Consider the following 19246-nt stretch of genomic DNA (forward strand, 5'->3'; position numbering starts at 1 on the left):
TTATGCCACCGAAGGCTCGTGCCGGAGCCGCCGTCAAGAAGGTCCGGCGCAAGGAACGCAAGAACGTCGCCCACGGGCAGGCGCACATCAAGAGCACCTTCAACAACACCATCGTGTCCATCACGGACCCGACCGGTGCGGTCATCTCCTGGGCCTCCTCCGGCCAGGTCGGCTTCAAGGGCTCCCGCAAGTCGACTCCGTTCGCCGCGCAGCTCGCCGCCGAGGCCGCCGCGCGCCGCGCGATGGAGCACGGCATGCGCAAGGTCGACGTGTTCGTCAAGGGCCCCGGCTCCGGCCGGGAGACCGCCATCCGTTCGCTGCAGGCAGTGGGCCTCGAGGTCGGGCAGATCTCCGACGTCACGCCGCAGCCGCACAACGGTTGCCGTCCGCCGAAGCGTCGCCGGGTCTGAGAGGTTAGAGAGAGATGGCTCGTTACACCGGTGCTGACTGCCGCCGTTGCCGGCGGGAGAAGATGAAGCTGTTCCTCAAGGGCAGCAAGTGCGATGGTCCGAAGTGCCCGTTCGAGTCCCGGCCGTTCCCGCCCGGGCAGCACGGCCGCGGCCGCACGAAGGAGACGGAGTACCTGCTCCAGCTCCGTGAGAAGCAGAAGGCCCGTCGTGTCTACGGCGTGCTGGAGAAGCAGTTCCGCGGCTACTACGAAGAGGCCGTGAGCAAGGAGGCCAAGACCGGCGAGGTTCTGCTGCAGATCCTCGAGTCGCGGCTGGACAACGTGGTCTACCGGGCCGGCTACGCCAGCTCCCGGGACATGGCCCGCCAGCTGGTCAAGCACGGCCACTTCACGGTGAACGGCAAGAAGGTCGACATCCCGTCGTACCGCGTCAAGGAGCACGACATCATCGAGGTCCGGGGCAAGAGCAAGGAGCTCACCCCGTTCCTGGTGGCGCAGGCTCAGGCCGGTTCGCGGTCGGTTCCGGCGTGGCTGGAGGCCATCCCGAGCCAGATGAAGATCCTCGTGCACTCGCTCCCGGCCCGCCAGGTGATCGACACCCAGGTCCAGGAGCAGCTGATCGTCGAGCTCTACTCCAAGTAAGGGCTCGTTGCGGTGGCCCGTCCTTCCGGGCGGGCCACCGGAACAGTTGTGTCGTGGGCGTCAAATAGCGGGCGCCCCGGAAGAGAAGAGAAAAGATGCTCATCAGCCAGCGACCGTCTCTCTCCGAAGAGTCGATCAACGAGACCCGCTCCCGGTTCACCATCGAGCCGCTGGAGCCCGGCTTCGGTTACACGCTGGGCAACTCGCTCCGGCGTACGCTGCTGTCCTCCATCCCGGGTGCGGCGGTCACCTCGATCAAGATCGACGGTGTGCTGCACGAGTTCACCACGATCCCCGGGGTCAAGGAGGACGTGGTCGAGCTCGTCATGAACATCAAGGAGCTGTGCGTCAGCTCCGAGCACGACGAGCCGGTCAGCATGTACCTGCGCAAGCAGGGCCCGGGCGACGTGACCGCCGGTGACATCCAGCCCCCGGCCGGTGTCTCGGTGCACAACCCGGACCTGAAGCTCGCCACCCTCAACGGCAAGGGCCGGCTCGACATGGAGCTGACCGTCGAGCGGGGTCGCGGCTACGTCACGGCGGCGCAGAACAAGCAGGCGGGCGCCGAGATCGGCCGGATCCCGGTCGACTCGATCTACTCGCCGGTGCTCAAGGTGACGTACCGGGTCGAGGCGACCCGCGTCGAGCAGCGGACCGACTTCGACCGGCTGATCATCGACGTCGAGACCAAGCCGTCGATGGGCCCGCGTACCGCGCTGGCCTCGGCCGGCTCGACGCTGGTGGAGCTGTTCGGGCTCGCCCGGGAGCTGGACGAGACCGCCGAGGGCATCGACATCGGGCCGTCCCCGCAGGACGCCCAGCTGGCGGCGGACCTGGCCCTGCCGATCGAGGAGCTGGACCTCACCGTCCGCTCCTACAACTGCCTCAAGCGCGAGGGCATCAACTCCGTTGGTGAGCTCATCGGGCGTACCGAGGCCGACCTCCTCGACATCCGCAACTTCGGTCAGAAGTCGATCGACGAGGTCAAGATGAAGCTCGCCGGGATGGGCCTGGGGCTGAAGGACTCGGCTCCGAACTTCGACCCGGCGCACGTCGTGGACGCCTTCGGCGAGGCGGACTACGACACCGACGACTACCGCGAGACCGAGCAGCTCTAGTCCGCGCTGCCGCCACACCTGAGGAGCACCAAGCATGCCCACGCCCACCAAGGGCCCCCGCCTCGGCGGCAGCCCCGCGCACGAGCGGCTGATGCTGGCCAACCTGGCCACTGCGCTGTTCCAGCACGGCAAGATCCAGACCACCGAGACGAAGGCCCGGCGGCTGCGTCCGCTGGCCGAGCAGCTCATCACCAAGGCCAAGCGCGGCGACCTCGCCTCGCGCCGCCGCGTGCTGGGCGTCGTCAAGGACAAGGACGTGGTCTACGCCCTGTTCGACCAGATCGCGCCCCGGTACGCCAACCGCAACGGTGGCTACACCCGGATCGTGAAGACCGGTCCGCGCAAGGGTGACGCCGCTCCGATGGCGATCATCGAGCTGGTGGAGGAGCTTCAGGTCGCCGAGCCGAAGGCGAACAAGAAGACCGCCGCCCGCAAGGCCGCCCAGCAGGACAAGGTCGAGGCCCTGGCCCCGGCCGAGGAGACCCCGCGCTCCAGCGCCGGTGACCAGGACGCCGAGGCGCCGGTCTCCGCGTCGGGTGACACCGCCGCCGCCCGTGAGGACAGCGACGAGGCCACCGAGAACGACAAGGCCTGAGATCAGGCTCGACCGGGCCCGGCATCCCCTCGGGGGTGCCGGGCCCGTCGCCGTCGACAGGAGGTACGAGGTGGACGAGCGGACCCGGCTGCGGCTGGACGTCTCGTACGACGGCACCGACTTCTCCGGCTGGGCGCCCCAGCCGACCCGGCGCACAGTGGCCGGCGTGCTCATGCAGACGCTGGACCTGGTGCTCGGCGCGGGCACGGCGACCGGCCTGACAGTGGCCGGGCGTACCGACGCCGGCGTGCACGCCACCGGGCAGGTCTGCCACCTCGACCTGCCCGCCGCGGTGTGGCGGGAGCACGAGGGGCGGTTGCTGCGCCGGCTGGCCCGGCTCCTGCCGCCGGACGTGCGGGTCCGCGCGATGACCGAGGTGCCCGCCGACTTCGACGCCCGGTTCTCGGCCACGTTCCGGCGCTACGAGTACCGGGTCACCGACGCACCGTGGGGCGCCGAGCCGCTGCGTCGCGGGGACACCCTGGCCTGGCCGAAGCCGCTGGACCTGGCGGCGCTCAACGCCTCCGCCGCCGGACTGGTGGGCGAGCACGACTTCGCCGCGTACTGCCGGCGCAAGGAGAACGCGACCACGCTGCGCGAGGTGACCCGGCTGGACTGGCGGCGCGACCCGGACGGGATCCTGGTCGCCACCGTGCAGGCCGACGCGTTCTGCCAGAACATGGTGCGCAGCCTGGTCGGGGCGATGCTGGTGGCGGGCGACGGGCGGCGTCCGGTCCAGTGGCCGGCCGGCCTGCTGACCCGGCGCGAGCGCTCCAGCGAAGTGACAGTGGCGCCCGCACACGGCCTCGCCCTGGTCGAGGTGGGCTACCCGGCCGACCCGGCCGAGTACGCCCGCCGCGCCGAGGAGACCCGCCGGTTGCGGGTGCCGGTGGCCGAGGGCTGAGCCCGGCTCAGTCCGTGCCCCGCTGACCGGCGCTGTCCCCGGCCGAGTCCGCGTCGGGCTGCCCGGCCGTGCCGGCGGCCGCACGACGGTCCAGCACACCCCGGTTGAGGTGCAGCTCGACCAGGTCGTACATGATCTCGCGGGCGGTCGCGTCGTCGCTCGGGATGCGTTCCCCGTCGGCGCGGGTGACCAGGCAGAAGGCGACGTAGTGTCCGCGTACCTGCCAGGCGACCCGGGCGGCGGCCTTCTCCACCGACTCGGTGCCGTCGCCCGCCGCCATGCCGCGGAACCGTCCCTGGCGCCCGTCGAGCAGCGGCCGGATGCGGTCGCGTACCCGCTGGGCGGTGGCCACGTCGGTGAGGTTGAACAGACCGGCGGTGATCAGGTGGTCGCCGTCGGGGGAGCGGAGCGTGCCCCGCACGACCTGGTTGCAGCCGAGCCGGGTCAGCAGCTCGGCGATCTCGCCGGTGGCCGCGACCTGGCACTTCGTGCTGGCCTGGGTCTTGAGCACCCGGTAGGCCGGCTTCCCGTCGGTGACCACGAGGTCCTTGGCCGGGAAGACCTCCTTGGCGGTGAGCGCCGCCTGGTCGGTGTCCCGGGAGTCCAGGTCGGTAACGCCGGACGGGGTGCTCGACTCGGTCGGCTGCGGGGTCGCCTGCCCGGCCGGCGGTGTGGCGGTGCGTTCGTCGAGCAGGGCCGCGACGGCCAGGCCGGTGAGCGAGAGCAGGAGCAGTACGGCGGCGCCGCCGACGAGCGTCTGCCAGAACCGGCCGCCGCCGCGGCGCTCGGCGCGCCGGGTCCGGGGCAGCTCGGTGACGTCGGCGGCGCGGGCGGTCGGGCTGGCCGGGATCGGCACCGTCGGCCGGTTCGCCGCCGCCGGTACGGGTGCCGGCGCGGGCGGCGCGGGCTGCGGCACGGGCGAGGGCTCCCGGGGTGGCGCGGGCCGTCCCGGTGTCGGCGCCGGGGCCGGGGGCGCGGGAACCGGGGCACGGGCGTCGTCGGCCACCGCCTGCTCGTCGGGTCCGGTCGGTGGCAGCGCCTGCTGCTCGGCCGCACCGGACGGCGGCAGCGCCGGCTGGACGGTGGGCCGGGGCGGCCGGGGCAGCGACGGCGTGGGGAAGCGGGAGCGTGACGGACCCGCGGGCGGGGGCGTCGCGGCTGCGGGCCCGTTCGGGGCCGACCCGGGCTTCGGGTACTCCAGGAAGGCGTCCTCATCGGACTCGTACCGGTACACCATGTGGCATAGAGTAGGTCTGATTGTCCCTTTCAGGGGTAATATCGGGAAAATCTGGCGGAGTGGCGCGCGACCCCGCCCGTGACACCGTCGCCGGAACCGCTCCGCCCCGGTGCGAGAATGCGGGCGTGACCGGCGACCACTACTTCACCGCTGAGCCCTCGACCCCGGCCCGCCCGCGCGAGGTCGAGTTCACAGTCGCCGGGCGCGACTACACGCTCGCCTCGGCCGGCGGCGTCTTCTCCGCCGACCGGCTCGACCCGGGCACCGCCGTGCTGCTGCGCAAGGCCGACCTGCCGGCCGCCGACGTCACCGGCGCGCTGCTCGACATCGGCTGCGGCTTCGGCCCGATCACCTGCGTCCTGGCCACCACCGCGCCGAAGGCGACCGTCTGGGCGGTGGACGTCAACGAGCGCGCCCGCGCCCTCACCACCGCCAACGCGGCCCGGGTCGGAGCCGCCGACCGGGTACGCGCCGTCGCGCCCGACGAACTGCCCGACGACGTCACCTTCACCCAGATCTGGTCCAACCCGCCGATCCACATCGGCAAGGCGGAACTGCACGGCCTGCTGCTGCGCTGGCTGCCCCGGCTCGCCCCGGACGGCGTGGCCTGGCTCGTCGTCGCCCGGCACCTCGGCGGCGACTCGCTGCACCGCTGGCTGGTCGAGCAGGGCTGGTCCGTCGAGCGGCACGCCAGCCAGAAGGGCTACCGGGTGCTGCGGGTCACCCGGTAATCCGGTGTCGTCCACCGCCCCGGCTCGGGCAGGATGCCCGCGTGGGATACGTGGACGTGGCAGGAGCCGGGCACATCCTCCCGGACGGGCGTGAGCTGTTCAGCGACGTCTCGTTCCGGGTCGGTGAGGGTGCCAAGGTGGCGCTGGTCGGCCCGAACGGCGCCGGCAAGACCACGCTGCTGCGGATGGTCGCCGGTGACCTGCCGGTGAAGACCGGCGCGATCGCCCGCTCCGGCGGGCTCGGCGTCATGCGGCAGTTCATCGGCATGATCGGCGACGAGTCCACGCTCGCCGACCTGGCCCTGTCGCTCGCGCCGCCGGCGCTGCGCGACGCCGGACGGCGGCTCGCCGAGACCGAGGCGGCCATGCGGGCGGCCGAGGTCCGCGGCAAGTACAGCTCCGCCGCCGCCAAGACCCAGCTCGCGTACGCCGAGGCGCTCGCCGCCTGGGGCGAGACCGGCGGGTACGACGCCGAGGTGCTCTTCGACACCGTCGCCACCATCGTGCTGGACCTGCCCTGGGACAGCGCCCGGGAACGGCCGGTCCGCACGCTCTCCGGCGGCCAGCAGAAGCGCTTCGCGCTGGAGCTGCTGCTGCGCGGCCCGGACGAGGTGCTGCTGCTCGACGAGCCGGACAACTTCCTCGACGTACCCGGCAAACGCTGGCTGGAGGCGCGGCTGCGCGAGTCGGGCAAGTCCGTGCTCTACGTCTCGCACGACCGGGAACTGCTGGCGCAGACCGCCGACCGGGTCGTCGCGGTGGAGGGCGGCAGCGCCTGGGTGCACCCGGGCGGATTCGCGAGCTGGCACGACGCCCGGGTGGCCCGGCACGCCCGCCTCGACGAGCTGCGCAAACGCTGGGACGAGGAACACCAGAAGCTGCGCGAGCTGATGCTGATGTACAAGCAGAAGGCCGCGTACAACGACGGCATGGCCTCCCGCTACCAGGCCGCGCAGACCCGGTTGCGCAAGTTCGAGGAGGCCGGGCCGCCGCCCGTACCCCCGAAGGACCAGGACATCCGGATGCGCCTGACCGGCGGGCGGACCGGCAAACGCGCGGTGATCGCCGAGCAGCTGGAGCTGGACGGCCTGACGTACCCGTTCGACCTGGAACTCTGGTACGGCGACCGGGTCGCGGTGCTGGGCGCGAACGGCACCGGCAAGTCGCACTTCCTGCGCCTGCTGGCCCGGGGCGGCACCGACCCGGAGCCGGGCAACACCCCGGTCGACGGCGCCGCCGCGCTCGCGCCCGTCGCACACGGCGGCATGGTCCGGCTCGGCGCCCGGGTCCGGCCCGGGCACTTCTCGCAGACCCACGACCGGCCCGAGCTGACGGCCAAGACGCTCGTCGAGGTGCTGTGGCGCGGCGACGACCACCGCGCCGGCATGGACCGGCACGCGGCCATGGCGGCGCTGTCCCGGTACGAGCTGGCCGGTCAGGGCGACCAGCGGTTCGGCACGCTCTCCGGCGGGCAGCAGGCCCGTTTCCTGGTGCTGCTGCTGGAGCTGTCCGGGGCGACGCTGCTGCTGCTCGACGAGCCCACCGACAACCTCGACCTGGCCTCGGCCGAGGCGCTGGAGGCCGGGCTGACCGCGTTCGAGGGGACGGTGGTCGCTGTCACCCACGACCGGTGGTTCACCCGTACCTTCGACCGGTTCGTGCTGTTCCGCGGCGACGGCGACGTGGTCGAGACGCCCGAGCCGGTCTGGGACGTGGGGTGATCGACCAGGACGTGGTCGACCGGCTGTGCGCGGTCGACGGGGTGGTCGCGGTGGCGCTCGGCGGCAGCCGCGCCCGCGGCGACCACCGGCCCGACTCCGACTGGGACCTGGGCCTCTACTACCGGGGTACGCCCGACCTGGCCGGGCTGCGCGCGGTGGCCGCCTCGATCGCCGACGGGCCGGTGGACCTCACCGCCCCGGGCGGCTGGGGACCGTGGGTCGACGGGGGCGGCTGGCTGCGTGTCGGCGGGGTCGCAGTGGACTGGATCTACCGCGACCTGGACCGGGTGCACCGGGTCTGGGCGGACTGCCGGGCCGGCCGCTACACGGTCGAGGCGCAGGCCGGGCACCCGCTCGGCTTCTACTCCCACGCGTACGCCGGGGAGGTGGCGCTCGGACGGGTGCTCGGCGACCCGACCGGCGAGCTGACCGCGCTGCGCGCCGAGACCGTCGACTACCCGCCCGCGCTCGGCGCCGCGCTGGTGGCCGGTGGCTGGGAGACCGGGCTGCTGCTCGACGGCGCGGCCAAGGGCGCGGCCGGGGGCGACGCCGGCTACGTGACGGGCTGCCTGTTCCGGGTGGTCGGGGTGCTGGTCCACGCGCTGCACGGCCGGGCCGGACGGTGGCTGGTGAACGAGAAGGGCATGATCGCCTCCGCCGGGCGCCTGCCGGGTGCGCCGCCGGACTTCGCCGAGCGGGCGCAGGCGCTGCTGGGCGCGGTGGGGCGTACCCCCGAGGAGTTGGCGGCCACCATCGGTGACGCCCGGGTGCTGGCCGCCGAGGTGCCCCCGCTCTCCGGGTGACACCCGCGGAGCGGGCATAGGGTGGATCTCGTGAGTGAGATGACCTATCGCCGGCTGGGCGACTCCGGGCTCGTGGTGTCAGTGGTCGGTATCGGCTGCAACAACTTCGGCCGCAAACTCGATCTCGACGGCACCCGCGCGGTGGTGGACGCCGCGCTCGACGCCGGGATCAACTTCTTCGACACCGCCGACATCTACGGCGAGCCGCAGGGCGCCTCCGAGGAACTGCTCGGCCAGGCGCTCAAGGGTCGCCGCGACGACGTGGTGGTGGCCACCAAGTTCGGCATGGACATGAACGGCGCGAACGGGCCCGACCACGGCGCCCGGGGCGCCCGCCGCTACATCGCCCGCGCCGTCGAGGCGTCGCTGCGCCGGCTCGGCACCGACCACATCGACCTGTACCAGATGCACGAGCCCGACCCGGGCACCCCGATCGACGAGACGCTCGCCGCGCTGGACGACCTGGTGACCGCCGGCAAGGTGCGCTACCTGGGCAACTCCAACTTCGCCGGGTGGCAGATCGCCGACGCCGACTGGACCGCGTCGTCGCAGGGGCGTACCCGGTTCATCTCCGCGCAGAACCACTACTCGCTGGTGGAACGCGGGGTGGAGGACGAGGTGATCCCGGCCTGCGAGCGGTTCGGCCTCGGCATGCTGCCGTTCTTCCCGCTCGCCAACGGGCTGCTCACCGGCAAGTACAAGCGGGGCGAGGCACCCCCGGCGGGCAGCCGCCTGGCCGGTGGCGGCCGGTACGCCGAGCGGCTTGCCGCCGCGCGCTGGGACGTCATCGAGGCGATCGAGGCGTACGCGGCCGAGCGCGGGATCAGCATGCTCCAGGTGGCCATCGGCGGACTGGCGGCCCGTCCCGCGGTGACCTCGGTGATCGCCGGGGCGACCACTCCCGAGCAGGTGAAGGCCAACGCCGCCGCCGGCACCTGGCAGCCCACCGACGAGGACCTGGACGCCCTGGACGCCATCCTCTGACGTCCCCGCCAGGTACCGACGCGCCCTCCCGCACGTCGGGCGTGCGCCCGCGCGTCGGGCGTGCCCGCGCATCGAGGCACCCACGGCGTGCCACTCCCCGGCAGCGTTCACGGCGAGTGGAACACCGTGGGTGTCAAGCGGGCCTTGAGGCACCCATGGCGTTCCACTAGCGGCTGATTCTGACGGTGAGTGGAACGTCATGGGTGTCTGCGAGTGGGCCTGACGGCCGTGGTGTTTTCGGGCGAGCGGGCGGCGGGCGGCGGGCACGGGTCAGTGGTGCGCCTCGGCGGTGCGACGTTCTGCCAGGGCCTGGCGTACCAGGGCCACTGTGGCGTCGGGACGGCGGAGCACGTCGTCAGCGGTGAACCGCAGCACGACCCACCCGGCGGCGCGGAGCGCGTTCAGGCGTGCCACGTCCCGCCGGAAGTGAGCCCGTTCGCGGTGGTGGTCGCCGTCGTACTCGACCGCGAGGCGCAGAGCCGGCCAGGCCAGGTCCACCCGGGCCACGAAGCGCCCGCCGGCGCGTACCTCGTGCTGGGCGGTGAGCGGGCCGAGGCCGGCGTCGAGCAGGAGCAGCCGCAGCCGCGTCTCCATCGGGGACTCGCTCAGCGGCTCGGCCAGCGCCAGCACCTCGCGCAGCAGTGGAGCGCCCGGCCAGCCCGGCCGGTCGGCGGCGTAGGCCCGCAGGACGGGCAGCTCCACGACCCGGCGGCGCAGCAGCGCGTCGACGGCGACCAGCGCCTCGGCGAGTGGGCCCTGCCGGCCCAGGTCGAACGCGGTACGCAGCGGGGTGGTGACCGGCAGCCCGCCGGCGAGGGTGCGATCCCGATCGGGCAGCGGCGACCGGGCCACCCGCATCCGTGGGTGCGGTCGCAGTCGCGCGGCCGCCGGCAGCAGCACTGTCACCGGCGCGTCGCGGGTGAGCACGTCCGCGCCGGACAACCACGCGGCGCTGCGTCCCGCCAGCACGGCACCCGGCGGCAGGCGCAACGCCACCGCCTCGCACCACATCCGGTGGTCGTCGGCGCGGTGTCCGTCCCGGTGCACGTACACGTCCGGGAGCAGGCGGATCCACGTCGGCCCGCGCAGCATCGTCCAGGTGAGCAGCCCTTCGGAGACGGCACGGCCGCCCCGGAACGGCACTGTCGCCAGGCGGCGCGGGACACGGGCGGGAACGGACATCCCGGCAGCGTGTCGTGACGGGACGGTCACCCGCTGCCCCGATCCGGCGGACGGCTGGTTCCTGGGAAAAACCTCACCCGGGCTTCCGTCCGGGCGGGAGGCGTCGTACGGTAGGCCGCAAGTGACCCACGGGAGCCCGGTGCGGACCGGGCTGAGAGGGGGGCTGGGAGCCCCCGACCGTCGAACCTGATCCGGGTAATGCCGGCGCAGGGAGGAGCGTTGCCGTGCTGTCCCTGGGACGACTGCATCTCATCACCGACACGCGGCCGGGGCGTGACCCGCTCGCCGTGCTGCGTGCCGCGCTGCCCGTGGCGGGCGCCGAGCTCGTCGTGCAGGTGCGTGTGGAGGACGACGCCACCGACCGGGAGGCGTACGAGCTGGCGTGCCGCGTGACCGAGGCGTGCCGGCCGTACGGGGCACGGTGCCTGGTCAACGACCGGCTGCACGTGGCGCTCGCGGTGGACGCCGCCGGTGGGCACGTCGGCGCGGACGACCTGCCGGTGGCCGCCGCGCGCCGGGTGCTCGGCCCGGACGCCGTGCTCGGCGCGACCGCCCGCGAACCGGTGGGCGCCCGCGCGGCGGTGGACGCGGGCGCGAGCTACCTGGGCGTGGGCCCGTGCCACGCCACCACCACCAAGTCCGGCCTGCCGGACCCGATCGGCCCCGAGGGGATACGCGCGGTCGCCGAGGCGGTGAGCGTCCCGGTGATCGCGATCGGCGGGGTGACCGCCGCGACGGTGCCGGCGCTGCGGGCCGCCGGGGCGTACGGGGTGGCGGTGGTCGGGGCACTCAGCCTGGCCGCCGATCCCGCGCACGCCACCGCCGAGCTGCTGCGGGCGCTGACGCGATGAGCCCGGCCGACGTGGCGGTGGTGGGCGCCGGGCCGGTGGGACTCGCGATCGCGTGGCGGTGCGCGCAGCGCGGACTGCGCGTGGTGGTGCACGACGACCGGCCCGGGTCGGGCGCGTCCTCCGTGGCGGCCGGGATGCTGTCGCCGGTCGCCGAGGCGTACTTCGGTGAGCACGAGCTGACCGGGCTGCTCGTCGAGTCGGCCGCCCGCTGGCCCGGCTTCGCCGCCGAACTGGCCGGGGCGAGCGGCGTCGACGTCGGCCACCGCACCGAGGGCACGCTCGTCGTCGGGCTCACCGCCGACGACCTGGCCGAGGCGGGGCGGCTGTGGTCGTACCAACGGGGGTTGGGACTGCCGATCACGCCGCTGCGCCCCTCGGAGCTGCGCGACCGCGAACCGGCGCTGGCGCCGCGCGTGCGCGGCGGCGCGGTGGCGCCCGGCGACCACCAGGTCGACCCGCGGCGGCTGGTCGCCGCGTTGCGCACGGCCGCCGAGCGCGCCGGCGTGGAGCTGCGCCCGGCGCGCGTCGGCGCGCTGTCCGAGGTGGACGCGCGGGTCACCGTGGTCGCGGCCGGCTGCGGCGCGGCGGCGCTGACCGGCCTGCCGGTCCGGCCGGTGAAGGGCCAGGTGCTGCGGCTGCGCGCGCCCGGCGGCGGTCCGCCGGGCTTCCGGCACGTGATCCGGGGGTACGCGGACAGCGAGTCGGTCTACCTGGTGCCCCGGGACAGCGGCGAGGTCGTGGTCGGGGCGACGGTCGAGGAGCGCGCGGACACCGAGGTCACCGCCGGTGGCGTGCTGACACTGCTGCGCGCCGCCGCCGAGCTGGTGCCGGAACTGGTCGAGTACGAGCTGGTGGAGGCCGTGGCCGGGTTGCGCCCCGGCACGCCGGACAACGCGCCGATCATCGGGCCGCTGCCCGGGCAGCCGGGCGTGCTCGCCGCGACCGGGCACCACCGGCACGGCATCGTGCTCACCCCGGTCACCGCGGACCTGGTCACCGAGCTGATCGTCACCGGCGAGCCGGATCCCGCGCTCGCCCCCTTCACCCCGGACCGCTTCGGGAAGGAGCGCACGTGGAACTGATCGTCAACGGCACCGGCCGGACGCTGCCCGAGGGCGTCACCGTCGCCGAGGTGGTCCGCACCGTCACCGACCGGGAGCGCGGGCTCGCGGTCGCGGTGAACGGCGAGGTGGTGCCGCGCGGCGGCTGGTCGGCGAGCGTGCTGCGCGACGGCGACCGGGTCGAGGTGCTCAGCGCCACCCAGGGCGGGTGAGCGTCATGTCCACGTTGGAGATCGGCGGGGTCACGTTCGGCTCCCGGCTCGTCCTCGGCACCGGCGGCGCGGCCAACCTGCACGTGCTGGAGCAGGCGATCCGCGCCTCCGGCACCGAGCTGGTGACGCTGGCGCTGCGTCGGGTGGACACCACGCCCGGCGGGTCGGGCGGCCTGCTCGACCTGGTGGAGCGGTGCGGCGTACGGCTGCTGCCGAACACGGCCGGCTGCCGGACCGCCGTCGAGGCGGTGAAGACGGCGCACCTGGCCCGGGAGGCGTTCGACACCGAGTGGGTGAAGCTGGAGGTGATCGGCGACGAGCGCACACTCCTGCCCGACGGGGTGGAGCTGCTGCGCGCCGCCGAGGAGCTGGTGGCGGACGGGTTCACGGTGCTGCCGTACACGTCGGACGATCCGGTGCTGGCCCGGCGGCTGGCCGACGTGGGGTGCGCGGCGGTGATGCCGGCCGGGTCGCCGATCGGCTCCGGGCTGGGCATCGGCAACCCGCACCACATCCGGCTGATCCGGCAGGCCGTCGACGTGCCGGTGGTGCTCGACGCGGGCATCGGCACCGCCTCCGACGCCGCGCTCGCGATGGAGCTGGGCTGCGACGCGGTGCTGCTTGCGAGCGCCGTGACCCGGGCCGCCGACCCGGTGGCGATGGCCACCGCGATGCGGTACGCGGTCGAGGCGGGCCGCCTGGCGTACGGCGCGGGCCGCATCGCCCGCCGCTTCCACGCCCTGGCGTCCACCCCGGACGAGGGGCGGCCCGACCTGTGACCGCTTCACGCGCCACCGTTCCCGGCGATCTTGGTACGCGCGCGCCCCTGGACGGGCGGCCGGGTACCAAGATCTACGCCGGGCCGACCGGAATCGTGCTGCTGACCGACCGGCGGGTGGCTCGGGGGGCGCTCGTCGACGTGGTGGCGGGTGCCGTCGGTGGGGGAGTGCGGTGGGTGGTGCTGCGGGAGAAGGACCTGCCCCGCGCCGAACGCCTCGCGCTCGCCGCCGACCTGCGCGCGATCCTCGCCGAGGCCTGCGGCACGCTCGTCGTCGCCGGACCCGATCCGCTCGACGGGGACGCGGTGCACCTGCCCGCCGCCGGCCCGTACCCGCCGCCCGCCGTCGGACTGGTCGGCCGTTCCTGCCACGACACCGCCGAGCTGGCCCGGCTCACCACCGAGCACTACGCGACGCTGTCCCCGGTCTACGAGACGAGGACGAAGCCCGGCTACGGCCCGGCGCTGCGGCCGGCCGGACTCGCCGCGCTGGTGACAGCCAGCCGGGTCCCGGTGCTCGCCCTCGGCGGCATCGAAACCCCGGCCCAGGTCACCGCATGCGTCGAGGCGGGCACCGCCGGAGTAGCCGTGCTGGGCGCGATCATGCGCGCGGACGACCCGGGAGAAACCGCCACCACGCTGGGCAGAGCCTTCCAGGAGGCGGCCACCACCCGTGTCACCACGCCTGCACATTCCGGCGGAGGTCCGCAGCCCCGAACCGCAACCGAGGAAGAGAACCAGTGACGCCGAAAACAGTTCTCAGCATCGCCGGCTCCGACTCCGGAGCGGGAGCGGGCATCCAGGCCGACCTCAAGACGTTCGCCGCGCTCGGGGCGTACGGCACGACAGTGCTCACCGCCGTCACCGCGCAGAGCACCCGGGGCGTGGACGCCGTCCTGCCGCTGCCCCCGCAGACCGTGCGCGACCAGATGGACAGCGTGCTCGGCGACTTCGACGTGCGGGCCGTGAAGAGCGGCATGCTCGGCACCCCGGCCGTCGCCGACGCGGTCGCCGAGGCGGCCCGCGCCGGGCGGCTGCCGCACCTGGTCGTCGATCCGGTGCTGGTCGCCACGAGCGGGCACCGGCTCGGCGTGGTGGAGGCGGTCGAGCGGCTGCTGCCGTACGCGGAGGTGGCGACGCCGAACTGTGCGGAGGCCGCGGCCCTCACCGGAGGCCCGGTGGGCACCGTGGAGGAGATGGTCGCGGCGGCCGAGGCGCTGGCGGCGCGCGGCCCGGCGTTCGTGGTGGTGACCGGCGGCGACGTGGACGCCGACGGCGAGTCGGTCGACGTCCTCGCGGGCGGCGGGACCACGCGGCTGCTGCGCGCACCCCGGGTGGACACCCGGCACAACCACGGCACCGGCTGTACGTTCTCGGCCGCCGTCGCGGTCCGGCTCGCCGCGGGCGACGCGGTGCCGGTCGCGGTGGCCGCCGCCAAGGAGTACGTCACCCGCGCGCTGACCGGCGCGCGGACCTGGGAGCTGGGCGCGGGACGCGGCCCGCTGGACCACTTCGGCTGGTCCGCATGAGCGACAGGGAGGCTGTCATGCAGGCACGTCGCAAGGTGTACGTGGAAGGGTCACGCCCGGACATCCGGGTGCCGTTCGCCGAGGTGCCGCTGACCGGGGACAACCCTCCGGTACGGCTCTACGACACCTCCGGTCCCGGCTCCGACCCGGAGGTGGGGCTGCCCGCGCTGCGCGGGCCGTGGATCGCCGAGCGCGGCGACGTCGCCCCGGTACGCGGCGCCGGCACGCCGCTGGCGGGTGTGGACGGGAAGCGGCCGACGCAGCTCGCGTACGCCCGGGCCGGGATCGTCACGCCGGAGATGGAGTTCGTGGCGATCCGGGAGTCGGTGTCGCCGGAGTTCGTGCGGGACGAGATCGCGGCCGGGCGGGCCGTGCTGCCGCTGAACGTCAACCACCCGGAGTGCGAGCCGGCCGTCATCGGCAAGGCGTTCCTGGTGAAGGTCAACGCCAACATCGGCACCTCGGCGGTCACCTCGTCGGTGGCCGAGGAGGTGGAGAAGCTGACCTGGGCGACCCGGTGGGGCGCGGACACCGTGATGGACCTGTCCACCGGCAAGCGCATCCACGAGACGCGCGAGGCGATCGTGCGGAACGCGCCGGTGCCGATCGGCACGGTGCCGATCTACCAGGCACTGGAGAAGGTCGGCGGCGACCCGGTGAAGCTGAGCTGGGAGGTGTTCCGCGAGACCGTCATCGAGCAGGCGGAGCAGGGCGTCGACTACATGACCGTGCACGCCGGGGTGCTGCTGCCGTACGTGCCGCTCGCGGTGGACCGGGTGACGGGCATCGTGTCCCGGGGCGGCTCGATCATGGCCGCCTGGTGCCTGGCGCACCACGAGGAGAACTTCCTCTACACGAACTTCCGGGAGCTGTGTTCGCTGCTCGCTAAGTACGACGTGACGTTCTCCCTCGGCGACGGTCTGCGCCCCGGCTCCATCGCCGACGCCAACGACGAGGCGCAGTTCGCCGAGCTGCGCACGCTCGGTGAGCTGACGAAGGTCGCCTGGGAGTACGACGTGCAGGTGATGATCGAGGGCCCCGGGCACGTGCCGATGCACAAGATCAAGGAGAACGTGGACCTCCAGCAGGAGTGGTGCCACGAGGCGCCGTTCTACACGCTCGGTCCGCTGACCACCGACGTCGCGCCCGCGTACGACCACATCACCTCCGCGATCGGCGCGGCGATGATCGGCATGTTCGGCACCGCCATGCTCTGCTACGTCACCCCGAAGGAGCACCTCGGGCTGCCCGACCGCGACGACGTGAAGGCGGGCGTGATCGCGTACAAGATCGCGGCGCACGCGGCCGACCTGGCCAAGGGGCACCCAGGCGCGCAGGCGTGGGACGACGCGCTGTCCAAGGCCCGGTTCGAGTTCCGCTGGGAGGACCAGTTCAACCTGGCGCTCGACCCGGAGACCGCGCGGGCGTACCACGACGCGACGCTGCCCGCCGAGCCGGCGAAGACCGCGCACTTCTGCTCGATGTGCGGGCCGAAGTTCTGCTCCATGAAGATCACGCAGGAGCTGAAGGACTACGCGGCGCGGGGCATGCGCGGCAAGTCGGAGGAGTTCGTCGCCTCCGGGTCACGGGTCTACCTGCCGCTGGCGTGAGCGAGGCCGGGGCGGGCCGTGCGATCCGGCCCGCCCCGGTGCTCGTTCAGTCGCGGTGGTGCCGTCCGGTCCGCAGCGAGCGGGCGTCGTCGGCGTTGTCGTCCGAGGCGAGACCGGCGACCCAGTCCACGTACTCGTCGTCGGCAGCGGTGGTCGGCTCGGCCGTACGGTCGGCCGGCTCCGGTTCGCCCTTGGCCCCGCGGTTGCGGCGGAACAGACCACGCAGAGGCTTCGACTTCCCGGCGGGCGCGTCGGCGTCGTCCGGTTCGGCGTGCCGCCCGCGCCGGGAGTCCGGCTCGCTCGTCTCCGGCGCGGTGGCTTCCGGAAGCGCGGTGACGGCCTCGGCCGGTACGGCGGTCACCGCCTCGGGACGGGCGACCGGCCCTGCCTCCGGCCGGGCGACCGGCCCGGCGGGACGGGCGTTCGTGGCCAGCGCGTCCCAACCGGCGCTCGCGCCCGGCTCGGGCAGGCCCCGGTGCCGGGGACGCGGCGCCGGCTCGGCCGGGACGCTCGCCTCCGCGCCGTCGCGGAGCGGTGCGTCCGGTTCGGTGGTGGCGGCGCGGTGCGGACGGGTAGCCGGGGTGATCGGCCAGGCCGGGCGTACCTCGCCGGGCGCGCCGGTGACGTCCTCGAACATCGGGAACCGGGGCCGGGATGACGGGGCCGGCGCCGGGTCGTCGAAGAAGAAACTGCGTCCGGTACGCCCGGACGATGCGCCATCCCCGGTGGGGGTGCCGGTGTGGGGAGCCGGGCCGCCCTGCGTGCCGGGGTCCGGGTGGCCCGGTGCCGAGGTGGTGCCCGCGTCGTCCTGGACTGCGTCCGGGGCCGGTGGGATCGCGGCGGTGTTCGTGGCGTCCGGGGCCGGACGGGTCCGCCGCCCGGTCGCCGTCGACGCGGCGTCGGTCGAGCCGGCCTGGGCGTCGGTGCTTTCCGGCCTGGCGTCGGCCTGCCCGCTCGGCGTCGTCGGCGCGGCGTCGGCCGGGCTGTTCGGCGTCGTCGGCGTGGCGTCGGCCGGGCTGCTCGGCGTCGTCGGCGCGATGTCGGCCGGGGCGGACTCGGGGGAGGCCGGGGCGCCGGCACGCGGTCCGGCCTTCGGGGTACGGGGGCGACGGGAACGGGTGGAACGGCCGGTTCCGGCAGTGGACTCGGCCGGTGGCGCGGCGGGGGTGTCGCCGTCCGCGTCGGCCGGGACCGGTCCGGCGAGGGCACCGCTGTCCGTACGCGGGCCGGGAACGTGGCTCTCGGTGGTGCCGCCGGTGGCCGGTGACGCGTCCTTCGAGGCGGCGTCCCCGGTGCGGGGTGCTGCTGTGGTGTCGTCCGCGGGTGACGCCGGTCCGTCGGTCGTCCCGCCGGACCGGCCGGCGCGGGTACGGCGCGGCCGGGTCACCCGTGGCGCGGTCGCCGCCGCTTCCTGAGCCGGTTCCGGTGCGACATCGCCAGTTGCGGAGCCGTAGCCGGTGGCCGGTGCGGCTGCGGAGGTGTCCTTGCTGTCCGCCGGGGTGACTGCGGTGGTGTCAGAGGCGCGGTCGCCGGTGGCCGAGGTGGTGGCGGGTCCGGAACCGGCGACGGCCCGGTCGGCGGTGGCTGTGCGGTCCGTGGTGACCGCCTCGCCGGCACTGTCCGTGCGTGCCGTGCCCGCGCCCGTGCCCGCGCCTGGGACCGGGTCGGGGCGGCCCGCGGCGAGGACGTCGATGGCCGACGTGCGGCGCCCCGGGGGCAGCAGGCCCGGCATGGGCTGGCCGTGGCCCGTGTCGACGACGGCCGGACGGTCGCCCACCGGCTGTCCCGTGACGGCCGGCTGATCGGCGGCGGGAAGATCGGTACCGGCCGGTGCCGACACCGTGGCCGAGCCGCCGGCCTCCGGCCAGTTCCAGTGCGCCGGCGCGGCTGCGCCGCTGGTCACCGGAGGCGCGGGCGGGGCGGCCGGAACGCCCGGAGTGGACGAGTGCGGCAGCGGCGCGAGGATGTCGGTGGCCTCGACGGCGTCGGGATCACCCGTGGTGACCGGCCGGGGCAGCACAGTGGTGGCGGTCGAGCCGAGCGCGCCGGCGATCACGGCGATCAGCGCGCCGTAGTAGGGCGCGACCTGGTAGCGGTCGGTCGCCGAGCCGGGACCGGCGGTCAGGTAGGCGAACGCGACGAGCACCGGGCCGGCCGCCCCGGCCGCGCCGCCGACGAGCGGCGGCCATTCGGCCCGGCGGGCGAGTACGCCGACCGCCCCGCCGGCCAGCAGCGCGAGCACCGGCAGCAGCAGCATGGACAGGCGTTGCGCCGCCTCCGGGTCGAGCCAGGAGGGTTCGAGGACGCCGAGCCGTACCGTGGCCAGCGGGCGGCTGGAGACGATCGTGGGCGCGACGGAGAGCAGCGCCATCAGCCAGACGATCCCGGCGGTGATCGCGACGCCCCAGCCGAACGGCGGCTTGAGCAGGACGGCGATCGCGGCGCCCGCTCCGACCACCGCGCCGAGGGCGGCGCAGATGCCGGCGGCCCACACCGGGTCGACGGATCCGCCCAGCTCGGCCGCGCGGGCCGGTTGCATGCACAGCGGGGCGACCACCATCGCGCCGAGCGCGCTCACGCCGGCGATGGAAAGCAGTTCGGTGGTGCCGCCCTGATCGTCGTCGCGGCGGGCGAAGCGCTCGGTGAGGACGGCTCCGGCGACCGTGGCGACCGCGGCGAACCAGCCCACCCAGACGAGCTGGGCGGGCCACCGGTTGACCGAGACGTCCACGAACGCGCCGTCGAGGCGTACGACTCCGAAGCCGTACGCGATGCCCAACTGGCCGGCCCCGGCCAGTACGCTCACGCCGAGCGCCGTGAGCAGCAGCCTGCCCCACGTCCGAAAGGCCATGTCGGGCACGTTACGGCCCGGTGCCCCC

At 74.4% G+C, this 19246-nt stretch carries 19 protein-coding genes and 1 riboswitch; of the genes, 16 read left to right on the plus strand and 3 right to left on the minus strand.

Annotated features, from left to right (window positions below; genetic code table 11):
- Window positions 1–2 precede the first annotated feature (2 nt).
- From rpsK to truA, 5 genes are all read left to right on the plus strand, one after another.
- Window positions 3–410, plus strand: a complete 408-nt coding sequence (gene rpsK, locus M8C11_RS12160; protein WP_013288613.1) for a 30S ribosomal protein S11 — start codon at window positions 3–5, stop codon at window positions 408–410.
- 14 nt (window positions 411–424) lie between these two features.
- The gene (gene rpsD, locus M8C11_RS12165) at window positions 425–1051 is read left to right on the plus strand and encodes a 30S ribosomal protein S4 (protein WP_120573092.1); all 627 of its coding nucleotides are present in this window, start codon (window positions 425–427) and stop codon (window positions 1049–1051) included.
- Window positions 1052–1146: 95 nt separating this feature from the next.
- Window positions 1147–2169 (plus strand): DNA-directed RNA polymerase subunit alpha, encoded by a 1023-nt coding sequence (locus M8C11_RS12170; protein WP_007073009.1) that lies wholly within the window; start codon window positions 1147–1149, stop codon window positions 2167–2169.
- Between the two features lie 34 nt (window positions 2170–2203).
- On the plus strand, window positions 2204–2764 hold the full coding sequence (rplQ, locus tag M8C11_RS12175; RefSeq protein ID WP_013288611.1) for a 50S ribosomal protein L17: 561 nt from the start codon (window positions 2204–2206) through the stop codon (window positions 2762–2764).
- A 70-nt stretch (window positions 2765–2834) separates the two neighbouring features.
- The gene (truA, locus tag M8C11_RS12180) at window positions 2835–3668 is read left to right on the plus strand and encodes a tRNA pseudouridine(38-40) synthase TruA (protein WP_120573093.1); all 834 of its coding nucleotides are present in this window, start codon (window positions 2835–2837) and stop codon (window positions 3666–3668) included.
- Window positions 3669–3675: 7 nt separating this feature from the next.
- Here the strand turns inward: truA and M8C11_RS12185 are convergent, their stop codons facing one another.
- Window positions 3676–4905, minus strand: coding sequence for a hypothetical protein (locus M8C11_RS12185; protein WP_252449593.1), 1230 nt, complete (start codon window positions 4903–4905; stop codon window positions 3676–3678).
- 125 nt (window positions 4906–5030) lie between these two features.
- On the opposite strand from M8C11_RS12185, the gene M8C11_RS12190 reads away from it, so the two are divergent.
- The 4 genes from M8C11_RS12190 to M8C11_RS12205 are packed head-to-tail and all read left to right on the plus strand — an operon-like array spanning window position 5031 to window position 9144.
- A complete protein-coding gene (locus tag M8C11_RS12190; protein WP_121685025.1) occupies window positions 5031–5636 on the plus strand; it encodes a class I SAM-dependent methyltransferase in 606 nt (201 codons plus the stop codon).
- 41 nt (window positions 5637–5677) lie between these two features.
- The gene (locus M8C11_RS12195) at window positions 5678–7357 is read left to right on the plus strand and encodes an ABC-F family ATP-binding cassette domain-containing protein (protein WP_252449594.1); all 1680 of its coding nucleotides are present in this window, start codon (window positions 5678–5680) and stop codon (window positions 7355–7357) included.
- Window positions 7354–8160, plus strand: a complete 807-nt coding sequence (locus M8C11_RS12200) for a nucleotidyltransferase family protein (protein ID WP_252449595.1) — start codon at window positions 7354–7356, stop codon at window positions 8158–8160. The genes M8C11_RS12195 and M8C11_RS12200 overlap by 4 nt, the downstream gene beginning before the upstream one ends.
- Window positions 8161–8181: 21 nt before the next feature.
- On the plus strand, window positions 8182–9144 hold the full coding sequence (locus tag M8C11_RS12205; protein WP_252449596.1) for an aldo/keto reductase: 963 nt from the start codon (window positions 8182–8184) through the stop codon (window positions 9142–9144).
- 270 nt (window positions 9145–9414) lie between these two features.
- Here M8C11_RS12205 and M8C11_RS12210 read toward each other — a convergent pair whose 3' ends face one another.
- Complete coding sequence (locus tag M8C11_RS12210; protein ID WP_252449597.1) at window positions 9415–10326, minus strand: DUF559 domain-containing protein; 912 nt, start codon at window positions 10324–10326, stop codon at window positions 9415–9417.
- A gap of 118 nt (window positions 10327–10444) precedes the next feature.
- Window positions 10445–10556, plus strand: a riboswitch (TPP riboswitch).
- Here M8C11_RS12210 and thiE point away from each other — a divergent pair.
- From thiE to thiC, 7 genes are all read left to right on the plus strand, one after another.
- Window positions 10554–11177 (plus strand): thiamine phosphate synthase, encoded by a 624-nt coding sequence (gene thiE, locus M8C11_RS12215; RefSeq protein WP_374668009.1) that lies wholly within the window; start codon window positions 10554–10556, stop codon window positions 11175–11177. It overlaps the preceding riboswitch by 3 nt.
- Window positions 11174–12259: a glycine oxidase ThiO gene (thiO, locus tag M8C11_RS12220; RefSeq protein WP_252449599.1), complete on the plus strand. Its 1086-nt coding sequence runs from the start codon at window positions 11174–11176 to the stop codon at window positions 12257–12259. Before thiE ends, thiO begins: the two co-directional genes overlap by 4 nt.
- Complete coding sequence (thiS, locus tag M8C11_RS12225; protein WP_013288601.1) at window positions 12250–12450, plus strand: sulfur carrier protein ThiS; 201 nt, start codon at window positions 12250–12252, stop codon at window positions 12448–12450. Before thiO ends, thiS begins: the two co-directional genes overlap by 10 nt.
- Window positions 12451–12455: 5 nt before the next feature.
- Window positions 12456–13229 carry a thiazole synthase gene (locus tag M8C11_RS12230; protein ID WP_252449600.1) on the plus strand — a complete coding sequence of 258 codons (774 nt, stop codon included), beginning with the start codon at window positions 12456–12458 and terminating at the stop codon, window positions 13227–13229.
- A gap of 71 nt (window positions 13230–13300) precedes the next feature.
- Window positions 13301–13972 (plus strand): thiamine phosphate synthase, encoded by a 672-nt coding sequence (locus tag M8C11_RS12235; protein WP_252449661.1) that lies wholly within the window; start codon window positions 13301–13303, stop codon window positions 13970–13972.
- On the plus strand, window positions 13969–14757 hold the full coding sequence (gene thiD / locus M8C11_RS12240) for a bifunctional hydroxymethylpyrimidine kinase/phosphomethylpyrimidine kinase (RefSeq protein WP_252449601.1): 789 nt from the start codon (window positions 13969–13971) through the stop codon (window positions 14755–14757). Before M8C11_RS12235 ends, thiD begins: the two co-directional genes overlap by 4 nt.
- 17 nt (window positions 14758–14774) lie before the next feature.
- On the plus strand, window positions 14775–16367 hold the full coding sequence (gene thiC, locus M8C11_RS12245) for a phosphomethylpyrimidine synthase ThiC (protein ID WP_252449602.1): 1593 nt from the start codon (window positions 14775–14777) through the stop codon (window positions 16365–16367).
- Between the two features lie 46 nt (window positions 16368–16413).
- Here the strand turns inward: thiC and M8C11_RS12250 are convergent, their stop codons facing one another.
- On the minus strand, window positions 16414–19218 hold the full coding sequence (locus M8C11_RS12250; protein ID WP_252449603.1) for a hypothetical protein: 2805 nt from the start codon (window positions 19216–19218) through the stop codon (window positions 16414–16416).
- Window positions 19219–19246 lie beyond the last annotated feature (28 nt).

This window comes from Micromonospora sp. CPM1 (assembly GCF_023896895.1).
GTDB classification, from domain to species: Bacteria; Actinomycetota; Actinomycetes; order Mycobacteriales; family Micromonosporaceae; genus Micromonospora; species Micromonospora tulbaghiae.

Excerpts from the sequence above, each read along its gene's own strand:
- M8C11_RS12230 (WP_252449600.1), top strand. The coding sequence starts at position 12,456 with ATGTCCACGTTGGAGATCGGCGGGGTCACGTTCGGCTCCCGGCTCGTC.
- M8C11_RS12210 (WP_252449597.1), bottom strand. The coding sequence starts at position 10,326 with ATGTCCGTTCCCGCCCGTGTCCCGCGCCGCCTGGCGACAGTGCCGTTC.
- rpsK (WP_013288613.1), top strand. The coding sequence starts at position 3 with ATGCCACCGAAGGCTCGTGCCGGAGCCGCCGTCAAGAAGGTCCGGCGC.
- rpsD (WP_120573092.1), top strand. The coding sequence starts at position 425 with ATGGCTCGTTACACCGGTGCTGACTGCCGCCGTTGCCGGCGGGAGAAG.
- M8C11_RS12185 (WP_252449593.1), bottom strand. The coding sequence starts at position 4,905 with ATGGTGTACCGGTACGAGTCCGATGAGGACGCCTTCCTGGAGTACCCG.
- thiO (WP_252449599.1), top strand. The coding sequence starts at position 11,174 with ATGAGCCCGGCCGACGTGGCGGTGGTGGGCGCCGGGCCGGTGGGACTC.
- M8C11_RS12250 (WP_252449603.1), bottom strand. The coding sequence starts at position 19,218 with ATGGCCTTTCGGACGTGGGGCAGGCTGCTGCTCACGGCGCTCGGCGTG.
- thiC (WP_252449602.1), top strand. The coding sequence starts at position 14,775 with ATGCAGGCACGTCGCAAGGTGTACGTGGAAGGGTCACGCCCGGACATC.
- M8C11_RS12170 (WP_007073009.1), top strand. The coding sequence starts at position 1,147 with ATGCTCATCAGCCAGCGACCGTCTCTCTCCGAAGAGTCGATCAACGAG.
- rplQ (WP_013288611.1), top strand. The coding sequence starts at position 2,204 with ATGCCCACGCCCACCAAGGGCCCCCGCCTCGGCGGCAGCCCCGCGCAC.